The organism is Variovorax sp. OV084, from assembly GCF_900111625.1.
Classification (GTDB): domain Bacteria; phylum Pseudomonadota; class Gammaproteobacteria; order Burkholderiales; family Burkholderiaceae_C; genus Variovorax.
Genome location: NZ_FOII01000022.1, coordinates 1 through 17,888, shown reverse-complemented (window position 1 = coordinate 17,888; position 17,888 = coordinate 1). Strand labels below are relative to the sequence as shown.

At 64.6% G+C, this 17,888-nt stretch carries 19 protein-coding genes; 11 read left to right on the top strand and 8 right to left on the bottom strand.

What is annotated here, in order from left to right; translation table 11 throughout:
• Nucleotides 1–89: 89 nt before the first annotated feature.
• Nucleotides 90–1,715 carry a methyltransferase domain-containing protein gene (locus BMW87_RS30445; RefSeq protein WP_093081474.1) on the top strand — a complete coding sequence of 542 codons (1,626 nt, stop codon included), beginning with the start codon at nucleotides 90–92 and terminating at the stop codon, nucleotides 1,713–1,715.
• On the opposite strand, the gene BMW87_RS30440 is transcribed toward BMW87_RS30445, so the two are convergent.
• Both BMW87_RS30440 and BMW87_RS30435 read right to left on the bottom strand, forming a co-directional pair.
• Nucleotides 1,700–2,635 carry a methyltransferase domain-containing protein gene (locus BMW87_RS30440; RefSeq protein WP_218149791.1) on the bottom strand — a complete coding sequence of 312 codons (936 nt, stop codon included), beginning with the start codon at nucleotides 2,633–2,635 and terminating at the stop codon, nucleotides 1,700–1,702. The genes BMW87_RS30445 and BMW87_RS30440 overlap by 16 nt on opposite strands.
• Before the next feature lie 63 nt (nucleotides 2,636–2,698).
• Complete coding sequence (locus BMW87_RS30435; protein WP_093050513.1) at nucleotides 2,699–3,526, bottom strand: HDOD domain-containing protein; 828 nt, start codon at nucleotides 3,524–3,526, stop codon at nucleotides 2,699–2,701.
• A 121-nt stretch (nucleotides 3,527–3,647) separates the two neighbouring features.
• Here BMW87_RS30435 and BMW87_RS30430 point away from each other — a divergent pair, with 121 nt between their 5' ends.
• The 3 genes from BMW87_RS30430 (at nucleotide 3,648) to BMW87_RS30420 (ending at nucleotide 6,532) form a co-directional block, all read left to right on the top strand.
• Nucleotides 3,648–4,391, top strand: a complete 744-nt coding sequence (locus BMW87_RS30430) for a tRNA-uridine aminocarboxypropyltransferase (protein ID WP_093081472.1) — start codon at nucleotides 3,648–3,650, stop codon at nucleotides 4,389–4,391.
• 188 nt (nucleotides 4,392–4,579) lie between these two features.
• Nucleotides 4,580–5,965, top strand: a complete 1,386-nt coding sequence (locus BMW87_RS30425; protein WP_093081469.1) for an NHL repeat-containing protein — start codon at nucleotides 4,580–4,582, stop codon at nucleotides 5,963–5,965.
• A gap of 123 nt (nucleotides 5,966–6,088) precedes the next feature.
• Nucleotides 6,089–6,532: a cupin domain-containing protein gene (locus BMW87_RS30420; RefSeq protein ID WP_093050504.1), complete on the top strand. Its 444-nt coding sequence runs from the start codon at nucleotides 6,089–6,091 to the stop codon at nucleotides 6,530–6,532.
• On the opposite strand, the gene BMW87_RS30415 is transcribed toward BMW87_RS30420, so the two are convergent.
• Nucleotides 6,516–7,454, bottom strand: coding sequence for a LysR family transcriptional regulator (locus BMW87_RS30415; protein ID WP_093081466.1), 939 nt, complete (start codon nucleotides 7,452–7,454; stop codon nucleotides 6,516–6,518). The two genes, BMW87_RS30420 and BMW87_RS30415, sit on opposite strands and share 17 nt — an antisense overlap.
• 130 nt (nucleotides 7,455–7,584) lie before the next feature.
• Here BMW87_RS30415 and BMW87_RS30410 point away from each other — a divergent pair, with 130 nt between their 5' ends.
• Complete coding sequence (locus BMW87_RS30410) at nucleotides 7,585–7,974, top strand: RidA family protein (RefSeq protein WP_093081464.1); 390 nt, start codon at nucleotides 7,585–7,587, stop codon at nucleotides 7,972–7,974.
• Nucleotides 7,975–8,015: 41 nt separating this feature from the next.
• Here BMW87_RS30410 and BMW87_RS30405 read toward each other — a convergent pair whose 3' ends face one another.
• The 4 genes from BMW87_RS30405 to BMW87_RS30390 all read right to left on the bottom strand — a co-directional run bounded on the left by BMW87_RS30405 (nucleotide 8,016) and on the right by BMW87_RS30390 (nucleotide 13,355).
• Nucleotides 8,016–9,278 (bottom strand): MFS transporter, encoded by a 1,263-nt coding sequence (locus BMW87_RS30405; RefSeq protein WP_093081462.1) that lies wholly within the window; start codon nucleotides 9,276–9,278, stop codon nucleotides 8,016–8,018.
• Nucleotides 9,279–9,493: 215 nt separating this feature from the next.
• A complete protein-coding gene (locus BMW87_RS30400; protein ID WP_093081460.1) occupies nucleotides 9,494–10,924 on the bottom strand; it encodes an MFS transporter in 1,431 nt (476 codons plus the stop codon).
• On the bottom strand, nucleotides 10,917–11,885 hold the full coding sequence (locus tag BMW87_RS30395) for a tripartite tricarboxylate transporter substrate-binding protein (RefSeq protein WP_093081457.1): 969 nt from the start codon (nucleotides 11,883–11,885) through the stop codon (nucleotides 10,917–10,919). Before BMW87_RS30395 ends, BMW87_RS30400 begins: the two co-directional genes overlap by 8 nt.
• Before the next feature lie 60 nt (nucleotides 11,886–11,945).
• The gene (locus BMW87_RS30390) at nucleotides 11,946–13,355 is read right to left on the bottom strand and encodes an amidase (protein ID WP_256216984.1); all 1,410 of its coding nucleotides are present in this window, start codon (nucleotides 13,353–13,355) and stop codon (nucleotides 11,946–11,948) included.
• Nucleotides 13,356–13,398: 43 nt separating this feature from the next.
• On the opposite strand from BMW87_RS30390, the gene BMW87_RS30385 reads away from it, so the two are divergent.
• The 6 genes from BMW87_RS30385 (at nucleotide 13,399) to BMW87_RS30360 (ending at nucleotide 17,376) form a co-directional block, all read left to right on the top strand.
• Nucleotides 13,399–14,370: a LysR family transcriptional regulator gene (locus BMW87_RS30385; RefSeq protein ID WP_256216983.1), complete on the top strand. Its 972-nt coding sequence runs from the start codon at nucleotides 13,399–13,401 to the stop codon at nucleotides 14,368–14,370.
• A gap of 209 nt (nucleotides 14,371–14,579) precedes the next feature.
• Nucleotides 14,580–14,888, top strand: a complete 309-nt coding sequence (locus BMW87_RS30380; protein WP_093081450.1) for a hypothetical protein — start codon at nucleotides 14,580–14,582, stop codon at nucleotides 14,886–14,888.
• Between the two features lie 88 nt (nucleotides 14,889–14,976).
• Complete coding sequence (locus BMW87_RS30375) at nucleotides 14,977–15,282, top strand: hypothetical protein (protein WP_093081447.1); 306 nt, start codon at nucleotides 14,977–14,979, stop codon at nucleotides 15,280–15,282.
• Between the two features lie 91 nt (nucleotides 15,283–15,373).
• The gene (locus tag BMW87_RS30370; protein WP_256216982.1) at nucleotides 15,374–16,189 is read left to right on the top strand and encodes a hypothetical protein; all 816 of its coding nucleotides are present in this window, start codon (nucleotides 15,374–15,376) and stop codon (nucleotides 16,187–16,189) included.
• Between the two features lie 86 nt (nucleotides 16,190–16,275).
• On the top strand, nucleotides 16,276–16,737 hold the full coding sequence (locus tag BMW87_RS34865; protein WP_143062632.1) for a hypothetical protein: 462 nt from the start codon (nucleotides 16,276–16,278) through the stop codon (nucleotides 16,735–16,737).
• Between the two features lie 258 nt (nucleotides 16,738–16,995).
• Complete coding sequence (locus BMW87_RS30360) at nucleotides 16,996–17,376, top strand: hypothetical protein (RefSeq protein ID WP_143062631.1); 381 nt, start codon at nucleotides 16,996–16,998, stop codon at nucleotides 17,374–17,376.
• Between the two features lie 32 nt (nucleotides 17,377–17,408).
• Here the strand turns inward: BMW87_RS30360 and BMW87_RS35395 are convergent.
• On the bottom strand, nucleotides 17,409–17,888 hold a 480-nt coding region (locus BMW87_RS35395), incomplete at its 5' end, for a hypothetical protein (RefSeq protein WP_218149790.1).

Genomic DNA, 17,888 nt, shown 5'->3' with positions numbered 1-17,888 from the left:
CGGACACCGTTAGTAAAAGCGGGCCCTTCTCGGCCACACTGCGGGTCTTATACATCCTGCAACGCCATGCGCACAGCCGTGCTTTACCCATGAACTTCCGCGACCACATCCGTTCCCACATCGCGTCCGGTGAACGGGCCCTCGAGTTCGGCGCCTCCTACTCACCGATCCTGCGCAAGTCCGCCGGCTTCAACGTGTCGGTGGTCGACCACGCGAGCGCGGATGAACTGCGGCGCAAATACGCGGACGATCCGAGCGTGGACATCTCGATGATCGAGGAGGTGGATGCCATCGACGACGGCGCCGAGCTCGACGTGCTGCTGCCCCAGGGGGAGCGCTTCGAGCACATCGTGGCAAGCCACGTGTTCGAGCACCTGACCGACCCGGTTCATTTTCTGCAGCGCTGCGAGCGAGCGCTGTCGGACACCGGCCGCCTGTATCTGCTGATCCCTGATCGCCGCTACACCTTCGACTACTTCCGCCCGGTCTCGACCACCGGCCAGGTGCTGCAGGCCTTCGTCGACGGACGCCGTCGGCACGGCGTGGGCGCGCTGTACGACCAGGCCGCCTACAGCGCCACGCGCAGCGGCGCGGCGGTGTGGGGCCCCGGCTGGCAGGGCCCCTTCGGCATTGCCGGCGTCGCACACGCAGGCTACGAAAACGCGTTGGGTGCCGACCCCTCCGTCTACCGCGACTGCCATGCCTGGGTGTTCACCGCCTCCAGCTTCCGGCTGATCATGCAGGAGCTGCGCGAGCTCGGGCTGGTCGCGCTGGGCGAGACCTTCTTCCATGACTGCATAGGCTGCGAGTTCCTGATGGTGCTGCAGCGCGGGGCACGCGGCAGCGGCCAGGACCGGCTGGCCCTGGCGCAACAGGCAATGCGCGAGAACATCGAGCATGACGGCGGCGCGTCCGGCCAGGCCGCTTACGAGCTGCGTTCGCCACACCCTCAGAACGCACTGGACCTGATGCGCGGCAGCTGGGTCGGCAGCCTGCCGCCCGCGCTCGGCCTGAGCGCCGGTACGCGCAGCGATCTCTGGGACGACGCGCGCATTCGGTGGCTGGCAGACACGCTCGGCGGGCTGCAGGGCCGCGATGTGCTCGAACTGGGTCCGCTGGAGGCCGCACACACCGCCGCCTTGCTGCAGGCCGGGGCGCGCTCGGTGCTTGCGATCGAGGCCAACCGGCAGGCCTTTCTCAAGTGCCTGATCGTCAAGGAGCTGTGCGGCCTGCGCGACGCCTCCTTCCTGCTGGGCGACTTCATGGGCTTCTTCGCAAACGATGCGCGGCGTTGGCCGTTGATAGTCGCCAGCGGGGTGCTCTACCACATGGCCGATCCGCTCCAGCTGCTGCAGGCGCTGGCTGAGCGCACGGACACCCTGTTCCTCTGGACCCACGTGATCGACGATGCCGCGATGCCGCAGGGCGATACCCGCCGCGACCTGGTCGCCGGGGTGGAGAACGTTGCCTGGCGCGGGCGCGCCCTGCGCTACCACCGCCGCGTGCCCTATGGCCCAGGCCAGCAGGACGACCCGATCTTCTGCGGCGGACTCGTCCATGCACCGGCCTGGATGGAGCGCGACGCGCTGCTGCAGGTGCTGGGCATGCTCGGTTTCAACGACCTGCGCATCGCGCATGAGCAGCCCGACCACCCCGCCGGGCCCGCTCTGTCGATCCTCGCGCGGCGCCGCGTCGCGGCTCAGACCACCGGGTAGCGGTCGTCGCTGATCTGGCGTGGATCCACTGGCCAGTCGACCGTGCTGGGCCCTGTCTTGCGAAAGAGCACGCCGGAAGTCAGCATGCCCGGCAGCTCGCGGAAGGCCGTGTCCGGCATCAGGTGCTGCGCGACGATGTACCCCGGCATGTCGTGCTGCGCCTCGATGATCTCGAAGCCGGTGGCGGCATTGAAGAGCGCCTGCCACGCATGGCGCGAGAAGCGGAAGTAGTCGCACGGCTCCTCGTGCAGGCTCCAGGTCTGCGGCGCGAGAATGGCGCCGATGCCGCCGGTGCGCATCACGCGGTTGATTTCCACCGCCGCCTTCCAGGGCATCATCAGATGCTCGAACACCACATGCGACATCACTGCGTCGAAGCCTTCCACCGGCAGGAAGCTGCTGGCCAGGTGGATGTCGCCCACCACGTCCACGTTCGGCCCCGGCACCACGTCCATGCCGGTGTAGCGCCAGCCCTCGGGCAGCCATTCGCGCCGCGTCACGCCCACCCGCGCGCGCGAACCTACTTCCAGCAGATGCCCCGGCGGCCGCTCGCAGACCATCGATTTGAAGCGATCGAACAGCGCCGTTACCCGGTTCTTGCTGCCAAGGGAGCCGGGCTCTTCGATCAGGTGCTCGCTCCCGTCGCTCAGCCGGATGCGCAGGCGCGCGGACATCAACGGGGCCGGATCTTCACCCACCACCAGTGTCTCGTCGAAGCGGCAGGCCACCGCGACACGCCCGTGGCGCCCCGCCAGGTCCACGCTCGGCAACCGGATGCGCTCCAGGGCTGCGATCTGCCCGTCGCCCAACAGCAATTCGATGGTGCGCACCTCGGCGCTGCGCGAGAAGGCATGGCCTGCCAGTCGCAATACACCCTGAAAGTGCGAGAAGCGGTCGATGCCGAAGTGGAAGTCGTTCATGGGCGCGGATGTTCGCATGGTCCGCGTGCCGCGGCCATCCGGGCCGCCCATGTCTTCCTTCCGTCAGGCGATCATCGATTCGAGGTCCGCAGCAAGCTCACGCGGCGCCGGCATTTCCTGGACCATGTCCTCGGTGATACCGACGGCCAGCGCCGACTGGCTCGGCCAGAAGCCGCCGATATTGCTCAGGTCCACGCCCTGGCGCTCCAGTGCCACGCGCCACACGGCCAGATGAAGAATGCCGCCGAGCGCATCGGCATGTTCCGACTTTGCCGGGCTCACGAAGCTCGAAAGCCCACCGACGAGGTCGGGAGCGAAGCCCCAGCGCTGCGCCAGGGACGCACTCACGTCGCCGTAGTGATACCCGAATTCGACAAGCTCGAGTTGCGCGCGCCCCAGCGCGTCCAAGGGGTGAACGGCATTCAGCGCGGCCATGCGATCGGGCATTGCCTGCGCCATGATCAGGTGGCCGATGGCATGCATGCTGCCCGCGGTGAACGCCAGGTTGGGGTCGACGTGCCGGGTCTTCGAAGCCAGATACCTCGAGACCGACGCCACGCGCAAGCTGTGGGCCCAGAAGGCCGGAAGGTTGACTCCGTCCACCTTCCGGAAGGCGCCCGACAGACCCGAACTCACCACGAATGACCGGATGGCGGAGAGCCCGAGCATCAGGATCGCGCCCTGGATCGAGGAAATCTTTCGCCGGAGCCCGAAGAACGGCGAGTTGACCATCTGCAGCACCCTGGCCGCGAGCACCTGGTCAAGCTCGATCCGATGCGCGATGGCCGCGAAAGGCACGTCGTCGTCGCGCAGCATCTCAATCAGGTCGGACACCACCTTCGGCACGGTGGGGAGCGACTCGTCATTGGCAAAGAGTTCGTCGAGTGTCATGGCGTTATGGGTGTATTGCCTTTGTATGCAATGGATTTTCCCCCAGCGCAGGGCCTGCCAGAGCCTCTATCGGCGCGAATGTGTAATTTCTACGGATTCCGGTGGGACCGAGAATCGGCGCATGCCCCACGCCGTCTCCCTCCTTCGCGCCGCCCGCCTGGCGCGAAGCGCCAAGCCCTTTCTCGCCCGTGGTGGCTTCAAGCGCGAGCGCTGCGCGGGCTGCCGCCTGGTGCCCAGCCATTGCATGTGCGCCGTGCGCCCTTCGGTGGCAACGCGCGCGGGGGTGTGCCTGCTCATGGCCGACATCGAGCCGCTCAAGCCCACCAACACCGGTTGGCTGGTCGCCGACGTGGTGGCCGATACCTTCGCCTTCGGCTGGGCCCGTACCGAGACCGATCCCGCGCTGCTGGCGCTGCTGAACGACCCGCAATGGCAACCCTACGTGGTGTTCCCGGGGCAGTACGCGGTGCCCGAGCGCGTGGTTCTGGCCGTTCCGTCGCCTGAGGCGACCAGCAGCGGCACCGCGAAACGCCCGCTCTTCATCCTGTTCGACGCGACATGGGCCGAGGCACGCAAGATGTTTCGCAGGAGCCCCTACCTCGACCGGCTGCCGGTGCTGAGCCTGCAGCCGGAGCAGATCACGCAGTACAAGCTGCGCAACTCGGGTCGCGACGACCATTTCTGCACCAGCGAGGTGGCCGCGATGTGCATGAACCTCGCAGGCGAGCATGCCGCCGAACAGACGCTGGATGCCTACCTGGTGGTGTTCACGCACCACTATCTGAGCGCGAAGAACCAGCAGCCCGTGGCGTGGGATGGTGCTGCGCATCAGCGCCTGCGCGAAGTGTCCGCCTCGCGGTCCTGAAGACTCTGCCCGCCGCCGCGGCGCCGCGCGGGCGGGCGCAGCCGTGCCTAGCTCCGCCATCTACCTAGTTCCGGTGATGGTGAAGAAACAAATAGTTAACAAGAATCAACGATTTGAAACCGCCGGTAGCACTTCGGCTGGAGCGCGGGTTTCTCTTCGTGAATCGACAAAACCAAAGAGGGCAGTGGATGTTTTCCAATCGAGTGAGTTTTTACGGGCGCTGCGGTGCCGTGGCCAGTGCGATCGTGTTGCTGGCTTCCTGCGGCGGTGGGGGTGGCGGCGGCTCGGGCTTCGTGCCGATCGTCGCGCCGGCGCAACCCCAGACCCCCGTCGTCGTGACGCATACGGTCGGCGGCACCGTCACCGGCCTCACCGGCAGCCTGGTGCTCCAGAACAATGCGGGCGACGACCTGAAACTCACGGCCGACGGCAAGTTCACCTTTGCCGCCGCGCTCACCGAAGGTTCGGCCTACGAGGTCAGCGTGCGCACCCAGCCCCTGTGGCAGTTCTGCACCGTGACCAAGGGCAGCGGCAAAGCCTCGGCCGACATCGGCGACGTGGCGGTCGCCTGCTCGGCGGCGGTGGCGCAGGTGTCCACGCTCGCTGGGTCCGGCACTCCCGGCTCGGTCAATGGCAACGGTACCGCCGCATCGTTCTATCTCCCGTACAGCGTGGTCGTCGACAAGAGCGGCAACCTGCTCGTGTCGGATACGGCAACGAACCTTGTGCGAAAGATCTCGCCCGCTGGCGATGTCACGACATTTGCGGGCGGTGGCGGCAGCGGTACTTCGCAAAACGGCAACGGCACTGCAGCCTCGTTCTCGGGCCTGTCCGGTCTTGCGCTGGACTCCACGGGCAATGCCTATGCTGCGGAATTCGGCGGCAACCGCATCCGCAAGATCACGCCCGCGGCCGACGTGATCACGATCGCGGGCAGTGGGGCCATCGGGTCGCTCGATGGCCACGGCACCTCTGCCACGTTCAATACCCCTTCGTCGGTGGCTACGGACGCCGACGGCAACATCTATGTGCTCGAATTCATCGGCGCCGTTGTCCGCAAGATCACGCCTGCCGAGGACGTCACCACGCTGGCCGGCTCGGGCACTGCAGGCTTCGCCGACGGCACGGGGACTGCGGCATCTTTCGGGCAGGCCTACGGCATAGCGACTGACGCGGCCGGCAACATTTACGTTGCCGACAGCGGCAACAACCGGATCCGCAAGATCACGCCCGGCGGCGTGGTCATGCCGCTGGCCGGTTCGGGCCAGGTTGGCGCGACCGACGGGGCCGGCAGCTCGGCATCTTTCAGCAGGCCCGGCGGCTTGACGGTGGACAGCGACGGCAATGTCTACGTGGCCGACACAGGCAACAGCCTGCTGCGCAAGATCACGCCGGCAGGCGTGGTCTCCACGCTCGCCGGCCAGCCCGGTGTGCTGGGCGCGCAGAACGGCATCGGCGCGGCTGCCACGTTCAAGCAGCCTTACGGGGTGACGGTGGATGCTGCCGGCAATCTGTACGTGGCCGACACCTTCGGCAACCTGATCCGCAAGGTCACGCCGGTTCGCGCACCCTGAGGTCGTCGAAGACGCAGGGTCCACCGTCGGTAACGGAATGAAAAGGCTGCATCCGGAGCATCGGCATATGTCTCCTGGAGTGCGGGCGCGCAGAATCGCGCTCGCACTCCCGAGGACTTGACCATGACGATTCCGTACTTTGTCTTGACGCCCGACCGGCGTGAACTTCCTCTGAACGTGCTCGGCACGAAGGTGACGGTGCTGGCATCGAACGCGGCGACGCAAAGCTATGGCATCACCCTGCAGCGGGGTGACGAAGGAACCGGGCCGCCGCCGCACAGCCACGACTGGGACGAATCCTTCTACGTGCTCGGCGGCGAGGTCGAGTTTCTCTGCGACGGTGCTGCCCACATGTGCCGGCCCGGCACGCTCGTGCACGTACCGCGCGGCACGGTGCACGGCTTTCACTACGGCAAGGGTGGCGGGCAGATGCTCGAGATCACCGGGCAGAACGCGCTGGCCGCCCAGATGTTCGCCGCCGTCGACCACGAGATCCCGGCCGGGCCGCCCGATATTCCAAAACTGCTGGCGGTGCTCGAGCGCAACGGCGTTACCGTCGCGGCCTGACATCACCCCGGCCGTCGACAGGCGCGTGGCGTGCCATCAGCTCGACGACCCAATCGATGAACACCCGCAGCTTGGCGCTGACATGCCGGTTCGGCGGAAACGCCACGTACAAGGGCATCGGATCGAGTTGCCAGCCTTCGAACAGAGGCACCAACTCGCCGCTCGGCAGATGTGGTTCGGCCATGTAGTCCGGCAGCCAAAGCACCCCCATGCCCGCCAGCCCGGCCGCGAGGTAAGCGTTGCCGTCATCGACCGACAGCACATAGCGGCCTTGCACTTCGATGCTCTCGTCGCCGAGGCGCATGGCATACGGAAAGGTCTTGCCGCTGCGCGACCACAGGAAGCCCACGATGCGGTGATGCGTGTCTTCCAGCTCCCGCGGGTGTGAAGGCATGCCTGCGCGTTCCAGATAACTCGGCGCCGCGTAAACCCCCAGCTGCAGGTCGCCCACGCGGCGCGCCATCAGCGACTGGTCGGTGAGCTCGCCGCCGCGCACAACGCAATCGACGTTCTCGCCGATCACGTCCACCATGCGATCGCTCACGCCCATGTCGAGCTGGATGTCGGGGTAGCGGGCGTGAAACGCCGGCATTGCCGGCACCAGGATCATGCGGGCCAGCGGGCTGGGCACATCCACCCGCAACCGTCCGCGGGGCAACGCCGAGGCGCTCGACAGACTGGTCTCCGCATCGTCCATGTCGGCCAGCAGGCGCACCACGCGCTCGTAGTAGGCCGCCCCGTCGGCCGTGACGTTCACCTTGCGCGTCGTGCGGTTGAGCAGCTTCACGCGCAGCCTTGCCTCCAGTTGCTGCACCAGCTGCGTCACGCTGGTCTTGCTCATGTGCAGTGTCTCGGCCGCCTTGGTGAAGCTGCCTGCTTCCACCACGCGGGCGAATGCCTGCATTGCGTCAAAACGATCCATGCCCGCTGTTCCTGTTGATCCGACGATTGTTTGGGTTCTGCAAACAGTGATTGTTGGCTTTGCCCGTTTATCGGAGAAGCACGGCTGCCTAAAGTCCCTTCATCGCCATCAAAGAAGGAAGAAGCAACTCATGGCCAAACGCGACGTCGTTTTCCCGCCCGGGCGCCAGGCGCTCTATGAAAAGAACCGCTACTCGCCGGCAGTCCGCTCCAACGGCTTCCTGTTCGTCTCAGGGCAGGTCGGCAGCCGCGAAGACGGCTCTCCGGAGCCCGACCTCGAGGCGCAGGTGCGGCTCGCGTTCGAAAACCTGAACGGGATCCTCGGGGCCGCGGGCTGCACCTTCGACGACGTGGTCGACGTGACCGTCTTCATCGTCGACCCGGAATCGAACTTCGACACGGTCTGGAAAGTGCTGCCGGACTATTGGGGCAGCGCGCCGCATCCAACGCTGACCGGCATCGGCGTGACGTGGCTCTACGGCTTCAAGTTCGAGATCAAGGTGATCGCGAAGCTTCCCTGAAAGCCACGGCACGCCTGTTCTTCGCAATCAGGGCCGAGCGGCTACCCCTCGTCGAGTCGATCCCGTCGCATGGCACGCCAGAGCGCAAGGTCGTAGGAAATCTTCAGCAACCCGCATGCGACTAGCGGCAACGAGATCCATCCGGCCGCGAACAGGGCGCCGCTGAGCGTCGGGCTGATGGCTGCGGCCAGACTCCGCGGCACGGCGGTGAAACTCGCCGCGGCGCTGCGTTCCGCTGGCGTCACGACCGCCATCACGTAGGCCGTTCGCGTTGGCACATCCATCGACGAGAGTGCGCTGCGGATCATCAGCAGGCCCAGCGCGACGGGCAGGCTTGGCGCCAGCGCTGCCAGCACCAGGCAGACGTTGGCCGGCAGGTGCGTGAAGACCATGGTGTTGAGCAACCCGATGCGTCGGGCGACCAGCGGTGCAGCGAGCTGCGACGCTGCGCTGAGCAGTCCGGTCCAGAAGAAGAACACGCCGGCCTGGGTCAGCGAGAAGCCGAATCGCTCCAGCAGCCACAGCGACATCAGCGCGTTGACCGTCAGTCCGCCGGCAAACGCGTCCACGCTGAAGAGTGCCGCCAATCGCACCACGACGCGGCGCGACGGCCCCAGGGGTGTCGGCGCGACGGGCAGGCTGTCCGCGTTGTTGGCTCCGGCGTGGGCAGGCAGATTCCGATAGAGCCAGAAGACGATCAGCCCGATTGCCGCGTAGACCACGAACATCCCGCGCAGCGCGTCGAGCCGCGCGAGCTCGCTGTGCCGAACCAGCCAGTCCGGTACGGCGGCGGCCAGCGCGCCCAAGGCTGCGCACAGGGCACCCAGGAGGCTGTAGCGTGCAAACAATGCTGTTCGTGCATGGCCTTGTGCCGCCGCTGCCAGGCGGGCGTGCTCAAGCGGAAGAAACACGCTGACGTCGCCGGAACTGGGGTTGAGCGTGCCGACCAGCGCGACCACCAACAACGGCCAGAACGAGGACAGGCCCGCAAAGCCCAGGCCCGTAGCGGCCATCAGCAAAGCAGCGCCGCGCAGCAGCCGACCGCCAGCAAAGCGGTATCCCCAAGCGCCGACCGCGAGCGTGGCCAGCGCCGAGCCCAGCATCGTCGCGGTACTGACGATGCCTACCTCCAGCGTCCCGAGTCCGATCGACAGCAGATAGGCCGGCAGCAGTACCGCCATGTACCCGTCCCCGAAGGCGCGAAGCCCCCGCGCCGCGAGCAAGGGCAATGCGCCAGGATCGACTCCGGAAGGCAGCAGGCGCGCGAAACCCATGCGTGGGCGAGATGCGGAAGTGGTGCTCATCGGGTTTTCACAGCCAGAAGCGCAGGGGCTTCGATGAGAGAGATCGGCTGGGGTGGCGCGGCAAGCGCAATGGGTGCGTCAGGAAAGGCGGTGTCCACGGATAGCTCCGTTGTGAGTCACCAGCGCTTGGACGGGACACCGTCTGACTTTGCAGAACGGGAGGCTGTTTTCCCGCGAGCGGCATCGTAGCAGACCCAAAATCACATTGCGTGGTTCTACGGCTTCCAGTTCGGGATCAGCGCCGCACCTGCAAGGCAAAGACAGGCGAGCATCGCGAAAGCATTTCTCGCCCCTTGAGTGAATGCAGCGACATCGACGCCCGAGAGCCCTGAACCGCCATTCCCGAGAATCATGAGCTGCGAGCTGTAGGGCAGACCGGCCGTCGCCACGCTCAACGCCAAGGCCGTTCCCATCATGATTCCGGTGTTCTGCAGCGTCGAGCGCACGCCGTTCGCGATGCCCCGGCGCTGCGGCACCACGCTTTGCAGAATCGACGCGTTGTTGGGCGTCACGAAGCTCCCGATGCCCAGGCCCAGCATCCACAGGCATGTGGCCAGTTGCCCGGCGCCGATGGCCGGCTGCAGCATGGCCGCTAACAGCGCCAGCGCGCTTGCGGCAAGCAGCATGCCCGCCACGCAGATGGCTGCGGGCGAGAAGCGCCGCATCAGGCTGCCGGCTGTAGGAGCGGCCATCAGCATCCCCAGCGCGACCGGCGCGATGCGCATGCCCGCCTCCGATGGCGCCAGCCCCGCGCAAGCCTGGAGATACAGGGCCACGAGCAGCAGTGGCGCAGCCTGCGACATCGACAGAAGCAGGATGCCTGCGTACGCCGTGCGACGCCCCGAGTCCCTGAACAACGCCGGGTCGACCAAGGGACTCGCCGTGCGCTGCTGCACCTTGGCGAACAAGAGGAGGGCGCAGACGCCTGAGAGCATGAAGGCCCATACCGGCGTGCTCGCCCAGCCGCGCGTTCCCACCATCGAGAGCGCATAGATCACGCCTCCGATGCCGGCGAATGACAGCAGGGCACCGGCCAGGTCGAAGCGCTCGGCCTTGGCCGTTGCCGCGCTCTTCGGCAGAACCCGCCACGACCATGCCAGCACGCAAAGCCCGACAGGCACGTTCAGCACAAAGAGAACGCGCCAGCCCCACCACGACACGACAAAGCCGCCAGCCAGCGGCCCCACGACCTGCGCAAGCGCGGCCACCATGGCGAGTACGCCGAGCGCCAGGCCCACCTTCCTGCGGCCGAAGGCATCGCCTACCAATGCGCTGGAGTTGGCCATGACGCCAGCCGCACCCACGGCCTGGCAGATGCGAAAGAACAGCATGGCGCCGAAGCTCGTTGCGGCCGCACAGGCCGCACACGCAATCAGAAAAAGCCCCAGCCCCGCAAGAAAGAGCCGCCGCCGCCCCCACAGATCAGCCAGCCTCCCGAAGCTGAGGATGCAGACTGTGCTGACCAGCATGTAAGACAGCAGGATCCAGCTCGCCTGCGATGGCGAAGCGTTCAGGCTGCGCGCCACCGAGGGAAGCGCCACGTTGAGCGCGCTGAGGTTCAGGAAGCAGAGAAACGCACCCAGGCTTGCAACAACGAGCACCGCCCACGCGGCCCTTTCCTCGTCTTCCGCCGCCGTGTCACTCATCGCTCTTGAAGCCCGAAGCCTTGACGATGGGCCGCCAGTACTCGCGGTCCTCGTTCATGAGGCGCGTCACCTCGGCGCCGGGCAGCCCGGTTGCGTCGAGCCCCATGCGGTCGAGCTGGCCGCGCACCTGCTGGCTGCGCATTGCGCCCAGGAAGGCTTTTTCAAGCTTCGCGACAACGTCCTTCGGCGTGCCCGCCGGCACGAAGGCGGCATAGGATGCGTTGGCACGGTCGAAGGCGTCGTAGCCCGCTTCCTTGAGGGTCGGAACATCGGGCAGCCAGCTCAGCCGCTTCGTGCCCGCCACGCCAAGGATGCGCAGCTTGCCCGAGCGGTGCAGCTCCAGCTGCGTGGCCAGCGCGTCGGCGCCCAGCGGCACGTGGTCGCCGATGATGTCCGTCGCCAGCGGAGCGCCGCCCCGGTAAGAGACGGCCGTGAGCGGCACGCCGATGGCCTTCGACAGCTGCCACACGCTGAAGTGCAGGCCGCCGCCGAGGTTTGTTATGCCCACACTGCCCTGAGCGGGGTTCTTCTTGATCCACGCGACATATTCGGGAATCGTCTTGTACGGCTGGTCTGCGCCGGTGGAAACGACACTGGGCACGTTGGCCAGATGCGCGACGGGAATGAAGTCTTTGTCGACGTCGTAGTTCAGCCGCGCATAGGTCATCGGAAACAGCACGAAGGGCGGTGTTGCGCCGATGAGGATCGTGCGGCCATCGGGTCGAGCGGCCTTCACCGCCTCGATGGAAATGCGCGTGGACGCACCGGGGCGGCTCTCCACCAGAACGGGCTCCTTGAGCGAGCCGCGCAATTCTTCGGCGATGGAGCGTGCCAGGTTGTCGAGCGCTCCACCCGGCGGAACGCCGATGATGAGGCGCACGGGCGCGTTGTCGGCGTGCGCGGTGATGCCGGCCAGGGCAATCGACGCGCCGAGCACGAGTGTCTTCAGGAACGAGGTCATGGTGGCTACCTGCTGGTTGAAAAATCGGAAGAGAGAAAAGGGCAAAAAGGGGTGGTGGCTTCAGAAAGCCACGACCGGCAGCGGATTCGCCGGCCAGTGCTCCGCTTCGAACGAGGCAGCGGCTTGCAGCAGTTGCCCGTCTTCGCGGAAGCGCCCGACCAGCTGCATGCCGATGGGCAGGCCCTCGCGGTCTGCGCCGCAGGGCAGGCTGATCGCGGGGTGACCCGTGAGGTTGAACGGCATCGTCCAGGGGAACCAGTTCGCGCGCACCTCGGCGTATTCCTTGCCGTCGATCTCGATGCTGCCGAACAGGTCCTGGTCGATGGGCAGGGCCGTGCGCGAGAGCGTGGGCGTGAAGATGAAGTCGTGCGTCTCCAGACGCGCCTGCACCTCGCGGAACAACGCGGTCCGCGCGAACATGGCCTGCTGGAACGCAACGCCGTCCACATGCTCGGCCAGTGCAAGCTGCTTCAGCAGCGACGGGCTCATCTGGTCGCCATGCGCCGCAGCCATGGGCGCGAAGCGGCCGCGCCAGCTGGTGTGGTTGATTACGCGCCACACAGGCTCCACGTCGAAGCCTTCGCCCGACATCGGTTCCAGCACGGCACCCATCGACTCCAGCGTTGCAAGAGCGGCCTCGAAGGCAGATGAAACGTCCGCCGCAATCGGTCGCCCCACCGGCGCGGCGCAGAAAAGAATGCGCTTGCCGCGAAGGTCGCCGCCGGCTTGCAGGTCGTCGAAGTAGCGCTGGGCCGGCACGCCCAGCGACCACGGGTCGGACCCGTGCGCGCCGGTCATGGCCTGCAGCATCAGTGCCGTGTCGGCCACGTTGCGCGTGGTGGGCGTCACGTAGGTGTAGTTGCCGAACGCGTCCTGCACCTGGCTGTGGGGCACCACGCCCAGGCTCTGCTTCAGGCCGACCACGCCATTGCACGCGGCGGGAATGCGCGTGGAGCCGCCGCCGTCGGTGGCAATGGCGAGCGGCGCGATGCCCGCCGCCATCGCCGCCGCCGCACCGCCGCTGGAGCCGCCACTCGTGCGCGACGCATTCCACGCGTTGCGGGTGCTTCCGAACAGCGGCGCATCGGTCAGGCACTTGGCGCCGAATTCAGAAGAGGTGGTCTTGCCGATGAGGATGGCGCCGGCCTCGCGCATCCGCGCCACGGCCACCGCGTCTTTCGTGGGCACATGGTCGCGGTGCAGCAAAGAGCCGTAGGTGGTGCGCACGTTCGCCGTATCGACGATGTCCTTCACCGTGAAGGGCAGGCCATGCAGCAGGCCCGAAGCCTCGCCGCGCATCAGCGCCTGTTCGGCCTCCCTGGCCTGCTGCAGCGCCTGTTCATGGCACAGCGTGATGAAGCAGTTCAGGTGCGGCTGCAGCGCATCGGCGCGGCGCAGCACCTCTTCGACGATCTCCACCGGCGAGAGCTCGCGCTGCGCGACCAGCCTGCGCATGGTTGTTGCTGGCATCTCGCAGATCTCGGACTTTGGAAGAAGGACGGGAAAGTTTTTCATGGCGCAAATGATTGATGCGCCGCAACAAGTCGTCCAATACTGTTTTCCAGAAAAGGCATATGCACAGCGTATGGCTACCCCAGACCTTCGAACCCTTCGTTATTTCGTGGCCGTTGCCGAGGAGCGCAGCGTTGGCAAGGCCGCGCGCCGGCTCAACATGGCGCAGCCGCCGCTGTCCGTTCACATCAAGAACCTCGAGGCGGCGGTGGGCACGCCGCTCTTTCGCAGGGCAGCGCACGGCATGGAAATAACCGATGCGGGCAATGCACTGTTTCGGCGCGCGAAAGAGGCACTGCTGCTGGCCAACGAAGGCTTCGACGCCGCGCGCGCCGTCGGCTCGGGCAGCCGGGGCCGGCTCACCATCGGCACGATGGTCGTGCTGTCTTACCTGGTGCTGCCGCGGCTCGAAAACGAATTGCGGCGCAGGCTGCCCGAGGTGGAGATCCAGTATGCGGAGCTGAACGCCGTCAACAACGTATCGGCCCTCACCAACTCGGATGTGTCGGTGGCCATCTGCATTCCTCCCATTGCGCAGGCGGGCATTGCGGCAGAGCGCATCGGCAGCCAGCCGCTGATGCTTGCGGTGCGCTCCGATTCACCGCTTGCGCGGCTGCCCAGCATTCCGCTGGCGCGCCTCTCGGGCCTGCCGCTCATCGGGCTGCCCATGCCCGAGGGCGACGTAGACAAATCGGTCGTCGCGTCGCTGCTGCGTCGGCATGACGTGAGCATGCCGATTGCGCAGCGGGTCGAGACGATGGTGTCGGCACTGGCGCTGGTGCTGGCGGGGAAGGGCGTGGCGATATTGCCCGCCTGCGCGCAGATCGGGCGGCCGCCCGGGGTGGTGTTCAGGGCTTTGCGCAATGTCGATGCGCGGATGGAGATTGCGGCTTGCTGGCGGAGCGATTGGGATAGTCCGTTGATTGAGCCGTTCTTGGTTTGTGCGCGGGCGGCGGTGCGGGAGTCTGTGTAGCTAAAGAAGTCCGCTCGGCGGCGTTCAGTTAGAGAGCAAGGCGATAGCGAAGCTTCAAGAAAACGGCAACGACTGATCTGTCCGGCGATACCGATGGCTTCGGCTACAGTCGGCCGTCGTCCGGAACCGCATCAACGACACGATGCCCATGAATTACCGTCCCTGCGCATCTCCATCCATATCACGCCAGTCATCGTGCAATTGAAGCAATGAACGACGAGCTCGAAATCAACTGCCCGCATCATGGACGGGCATCACTTGCTTCGGTGTGCGGCCATCTGATCAAGAACCGCGGCACTCCATTGGGCTTCATCGAAAACAATGACAACCCTGATGACAAGCAGGGTTGGTGCTATGCATGTGAACTGGTCTATCTGCAGGAAGAGGACAAGACCGAGCGCTTTATCGCATTCACCGACTACACCGTTGTGTGCTCGCATTGCTACGACCAGATCAAGGCGCATCATCAATTCGATGTGCCTGATGGCGACAGGGATAGAACAAGGGATGACGGTTAGTCCGATGTCGAAATCGAGTTGTGCCACAGGCTTGAGGCCGGGAACGGCACCCGGACCTACAAGCCCATCAGGAAATACCGCCGACATCATGAAATGGCCATTCGATCAGCCCCGCAACTGCGCGACGGTCTTCTCGAAAAGCGTCTTGAATCGAAGCAGGCCGATCTTGCTGGTTTCACATGACGAGGACGATCACGGGTGGCAGTTTCTGGACGGAGTAAGTGGAGAGTTGGAAGGCCTTGCTCTCGCTGGTCTCGGTCATGTCCTGGAAATCGATCCAGCGATCGTTGAACTCGCCGACCTAGAGCCCGGATTCCAGGCCACTCGTGCGGGACCGGACGAGAAGTGGGTTATCGAGCGAGCGCCATCCCAAGAAGACGAGGACGAGGACTGAAATATCCTGCCTTTCGGGCACCTAGCGCCTTCGGTAGGATGACGGCCACCGGCCAAGAACAGACATTCCGTCGCATCTCCTAACGTGACCCATGCATTTGATGAAACCCTCGTCGTTCGCGAAACTTGCCCTGATATTTCCACTGCTTTCGCCGTGGCTCGCTATAGCGGCAGACGAAGTTGTCTTCAAAGACAAGGCAGGCCGCGTTCTCAAGAAGAGCGACCTAGTCGAGGCCAGCGGCAACTTCACCTGGGAAATCGCGTCCATCACTCCTGTCAGTGAAGAAGCGAGAAAAGAACACGCCCTCGGCCGAGCGGCGGGGCAACGAGGCGACCATCGCGCGGCGATGGCACATTTCGCTGCAGCATCAAAGATTGCTCCGACCTGGCCGTATCCTTTGTACGACGCAGCCTTCACCTTCCTGCTTCAGAAGGACTTCGGCGCTGCGTATGAATACTACCGACGCGTAGACCAAATGGCTCCGAGAGGATTCTTCACTGCCAAGACGGCGGTTCACGCGCTTCGGATGGAGCTGAACCGCGAGCTTCCCAGTGGGACATATCTCAGCTACGTTTCCCTTGAATGGGAAGCCGACAAGCAGAAGGTAAGGCAGGCCGCGCAAGCTATGACCAAGGCGACTCCGGGATTTGCGCCAGCGTGGAAGACCGCTGCCATGCTGGAAGACGACCTCGGTAGGCGTTTAGCGCTGCTAGAAAGCGGTTTGAAGGCCCGTCCGGACGAAGAAACTCGAGGTTTTCTACTCTTGAACAAATCCCTGCTGCTTCACGAACAGAAGAGGACCTCCGAAGCGAAAGCAATCCTTGGAGAACTCGCATTGGCCCCAACCTCCCCGCGCGACATCGAGGTGTTGGCGAAACGCACCCTTGCTCAGCTGGAGCAGCGCTAGCTATGCCGGGACCCGGCCAGAACCGGTCGCTCGCCGAGCCGGCACAATGCGGCCAGGAGTCGACATTTTGGGGCACGGAGACTTTGATGGCCGAACGCGTTTATAGCTACTTTGACTATGACGGAGAGGTCGAATTGCCATGGGAAGGGGTTGCCGATTTCGCAGGCATGCCACACTACTTTTGGCTTCATGAAAGTAGTTCTACGCCTCGGTCTGGAATTTTTGACCTCGCGCCAGTCGATGCCACTCTTCTGAGTCGTGTTGTAGAAATGGAAGCCATCTGGCATGCGTGGGACCTAGACTATCACGCAGGGAAAGTCGCACTGGATAGCCATCCCTTACGCTCCGGGGTCAACCCTCAATTCGTCAACCTCAAGATCGAAATTTCTAACGCTGCTTACCTTCTACGCGATGCCACATTTCGGCGGCGTGCGATATTTCGGGCTACTGAAGCCTTTCTGGCTCTTGCGAGCCGGTTTGAAGGCAAGCGCTGGCCTATACCAGGCTTTCATTCAGCCACTCTCGAAGTTTGCTGGTCAAACTCTTAAGCAGTCATCTCCATCGCCTACCGGCTGGCGTGGTTGAACGACTGCTTCTCGACGATGTGAGCTTCCGCTTCGCTTCCTTTGTCCGGGCGACCTATCCAGCTACATTCGGCCATCACCTGACATTCACCGATGAGGCCCAATTCGCTTGGAAGCCGACGTTCGAGGCGATTACACGACAGTTTCGGGCCAACTTGGAACTGAACCCGTTGAAGCGCGTGCACGCCAACTAAAGGCGCGTCAACAATCGCCAATCGGTCGGTGGCGGCCAACATCCCGGGCAATCAAGGCATGACGGACAAGCTAGACAAATACAGCGAGGCCCTCACTTCACTTCTGCATGAGGCGATTCGCTGCTCGCCCGAATCTTGGACCCGCGGCGTGCTCACGATTGACTGCGACGGTCACCGCATCAACTACGGGCTCAAAAACGACCAGTCGGACGACAAGGCGAGCATCTCCCAAGACCTTGCGCAGCTCTGCGAGCAGTACTGGGCGGTTTTTCAGGAGCACGGCGAAGCCTGGTTGGAATCGACTATCGAGTTCTATCAAGAAGGTGGGACATGGAAGTTCAATGCGAACTACAAGCGACCCGAGAAGGTCCGAGCGACTCCCAAATCCTCATGGAAGTTCTGGCAGTAGGTTGATCCGCCGCCAAAACCAGTCATACGAAATCAGGTCTTAATAGCGGACATTCGATCAAGCGGACCTCCAACGGCTTGGCCGCTCAGTTCAAACGACAGGAAGTCATGATCCGCAAGCATTTCATCCCACTCGGTCTCCAGGTCGCATTCGGCTTTGGCGCTTTCATGGCGTTGATTGCGGCCACCATGTATTGCGTCAGTTTGCTGCAGTCGCCTGATCAGGGTTGTATCGAGCACTGCGCCACACTGGGGAAGAACGGATCGTTGGTCAGCATCTACCGCTGGGAGCAAACGGCCGGCATGCGCGGCACGGGGCCGACGGAATGCAGGTGTTCGTAGTTCTCTGGGCCAGAGCGACATCAGCTTCAGGTCAGCAGTCATCCGGTACCCTTCGGCCTGGAGCGGTCGGTCGCTCCTGAATCGCCCCGGCTTTTGTGGAGGCTCAACACTCTGAGAGGATTGAGCCATGAAGAAATCGAACAAGTTCTCACCCGAGGTGCGTGAGCGCGC

What these genes read in the sequence shown, in the direction of transcription:
- BMW87_RS30405 (WP_093081462.1), bottom strand. Translation starts at nt 9,278, where the DNA reads ATGAGCACCACTTCCGCATCTCGCCCACGCATGGGTTTCGCGCGCCTG.
- BMW87_RS30400 (WP_093081460.1), bottom strand. Translation starts at nt 10,924, where the DNA reads ATGAGTGACACGGCGGCGGAAGACGAGGAAAGGGCCGCGTGGGCGGTG.
- BMW87_RS30390 (WP_256216984.1), bottom strand. Translation starts at nt 13,355, where the DNA reads ATGCCAGCAACAACCATGCGCAGGCTGGTCGCGCAGCGCGAGCTCTCG.
- BMW87_RS30430 (WP_093081472.1), top strand. Translation starts at nt 3,648, where the DNA reads ATGCCCCACGCCGTCTCCCTCCTTCGCGCCGCCCGCCTGGCGCGAAGC.
- BMW87_RS30395 (WP_093081457.1), bottom strand. Translation starts at nt 11,885, where the DNA reads ATGACCTCGTTCCTGAAGACACTCGTGCTCGGCGCGTCGATTGCCCTG.
- BMW87_RS30420 (WP_093050504.1), top strand. Translation starts at nt 6,089, where the DNA reads ATGACGATTCCGTACTTTGTCTTGACGCCCGACCGGCGTGAACTTCCT.
- BMW87_RS30445 (WP_093081474.1), top strand. Translation starts at nt 90, where the DNA reads ATGAACTTCCGCGACCACATCCGTTCCCACATCGCGTCCGGTGAACGG.
- BMW87_RS30410 (WP_093081464.1), top strand. Translation starts at nt 7,585, where the DNA reads ATGGCCAAACGCGACGTCGTTTTCCCGCCCGGGCGCCAGGCGCTCTAT.
- BMW87_RS30440 (WP_218149791.1), bottom strand. Translation starts at nt 2,635, where the DNA reads ATGAACGACTTCCACTTCGGCATCGACCGCTTCTCGCACTTTCAGGGT.
- BMW87_RS30375 (WP_093081447.1), top strand. Translation starts at nt 14,977, where the DNA reads ATGAAATGGCCATTCGATCAGCCCCGCAACTGCGCGACGGTCTTCTCG.
- BMW87_RS30435 (WP_093050513.1), bottom strand. Translation starts at nt 3,526, where the DNA reads ATGACACTCGACGAACTCTTTGCCAATGACGAGTCGCTCCCCACCGTG.
- BMW87_RS30415 (WP_093081466.1), bottom strand. Translation starts at nt 7,454, where the DNA reads ATGGATCGTTTTGACGCAATGCAGGCATTCGCCCGCGTGGTGGAAGCA.
- BMW87_RS30370 (WP_256216982.1), top strand. Translation starts at nt 15,374, where the DNA reads ATGCATTTGATGAAACCCTCGTCGTTCGCGAAACTTGCCCTGATATTT.
- BMW87_RS34865 (WP_143062632.1), top strand. Translation starts at nt 16,276, where the DNA reads ATGGCCGAACGCGTTTATAGCTACTTTGACTATGACGGAGAGGTCGAA.
- BMW87_RS30380 (WP_093081450.1), top strand. Translation starts at nt 14,580, where the DNA reads ATGAACGACGAGCTCGAAATCAACTGCCCGCATCATGGACGGGCATCA.
- BMW87_RS30385 (WP_256216983.1), top strand. Translation starts at nt 13,399, where the DNA reads ATGGCGCAAATGATTGATGCGCCGCAACAAGTCGTCCAATACTGTTTT.
- BMW87_RS30425 (WP_093081469.1), top strand. Translation starts at nt 4,580, where the DNA reads ATGTTTTCCAATCGAGTGAGTTTTTACGGGCGCTGCGGTGCCGTGGCC.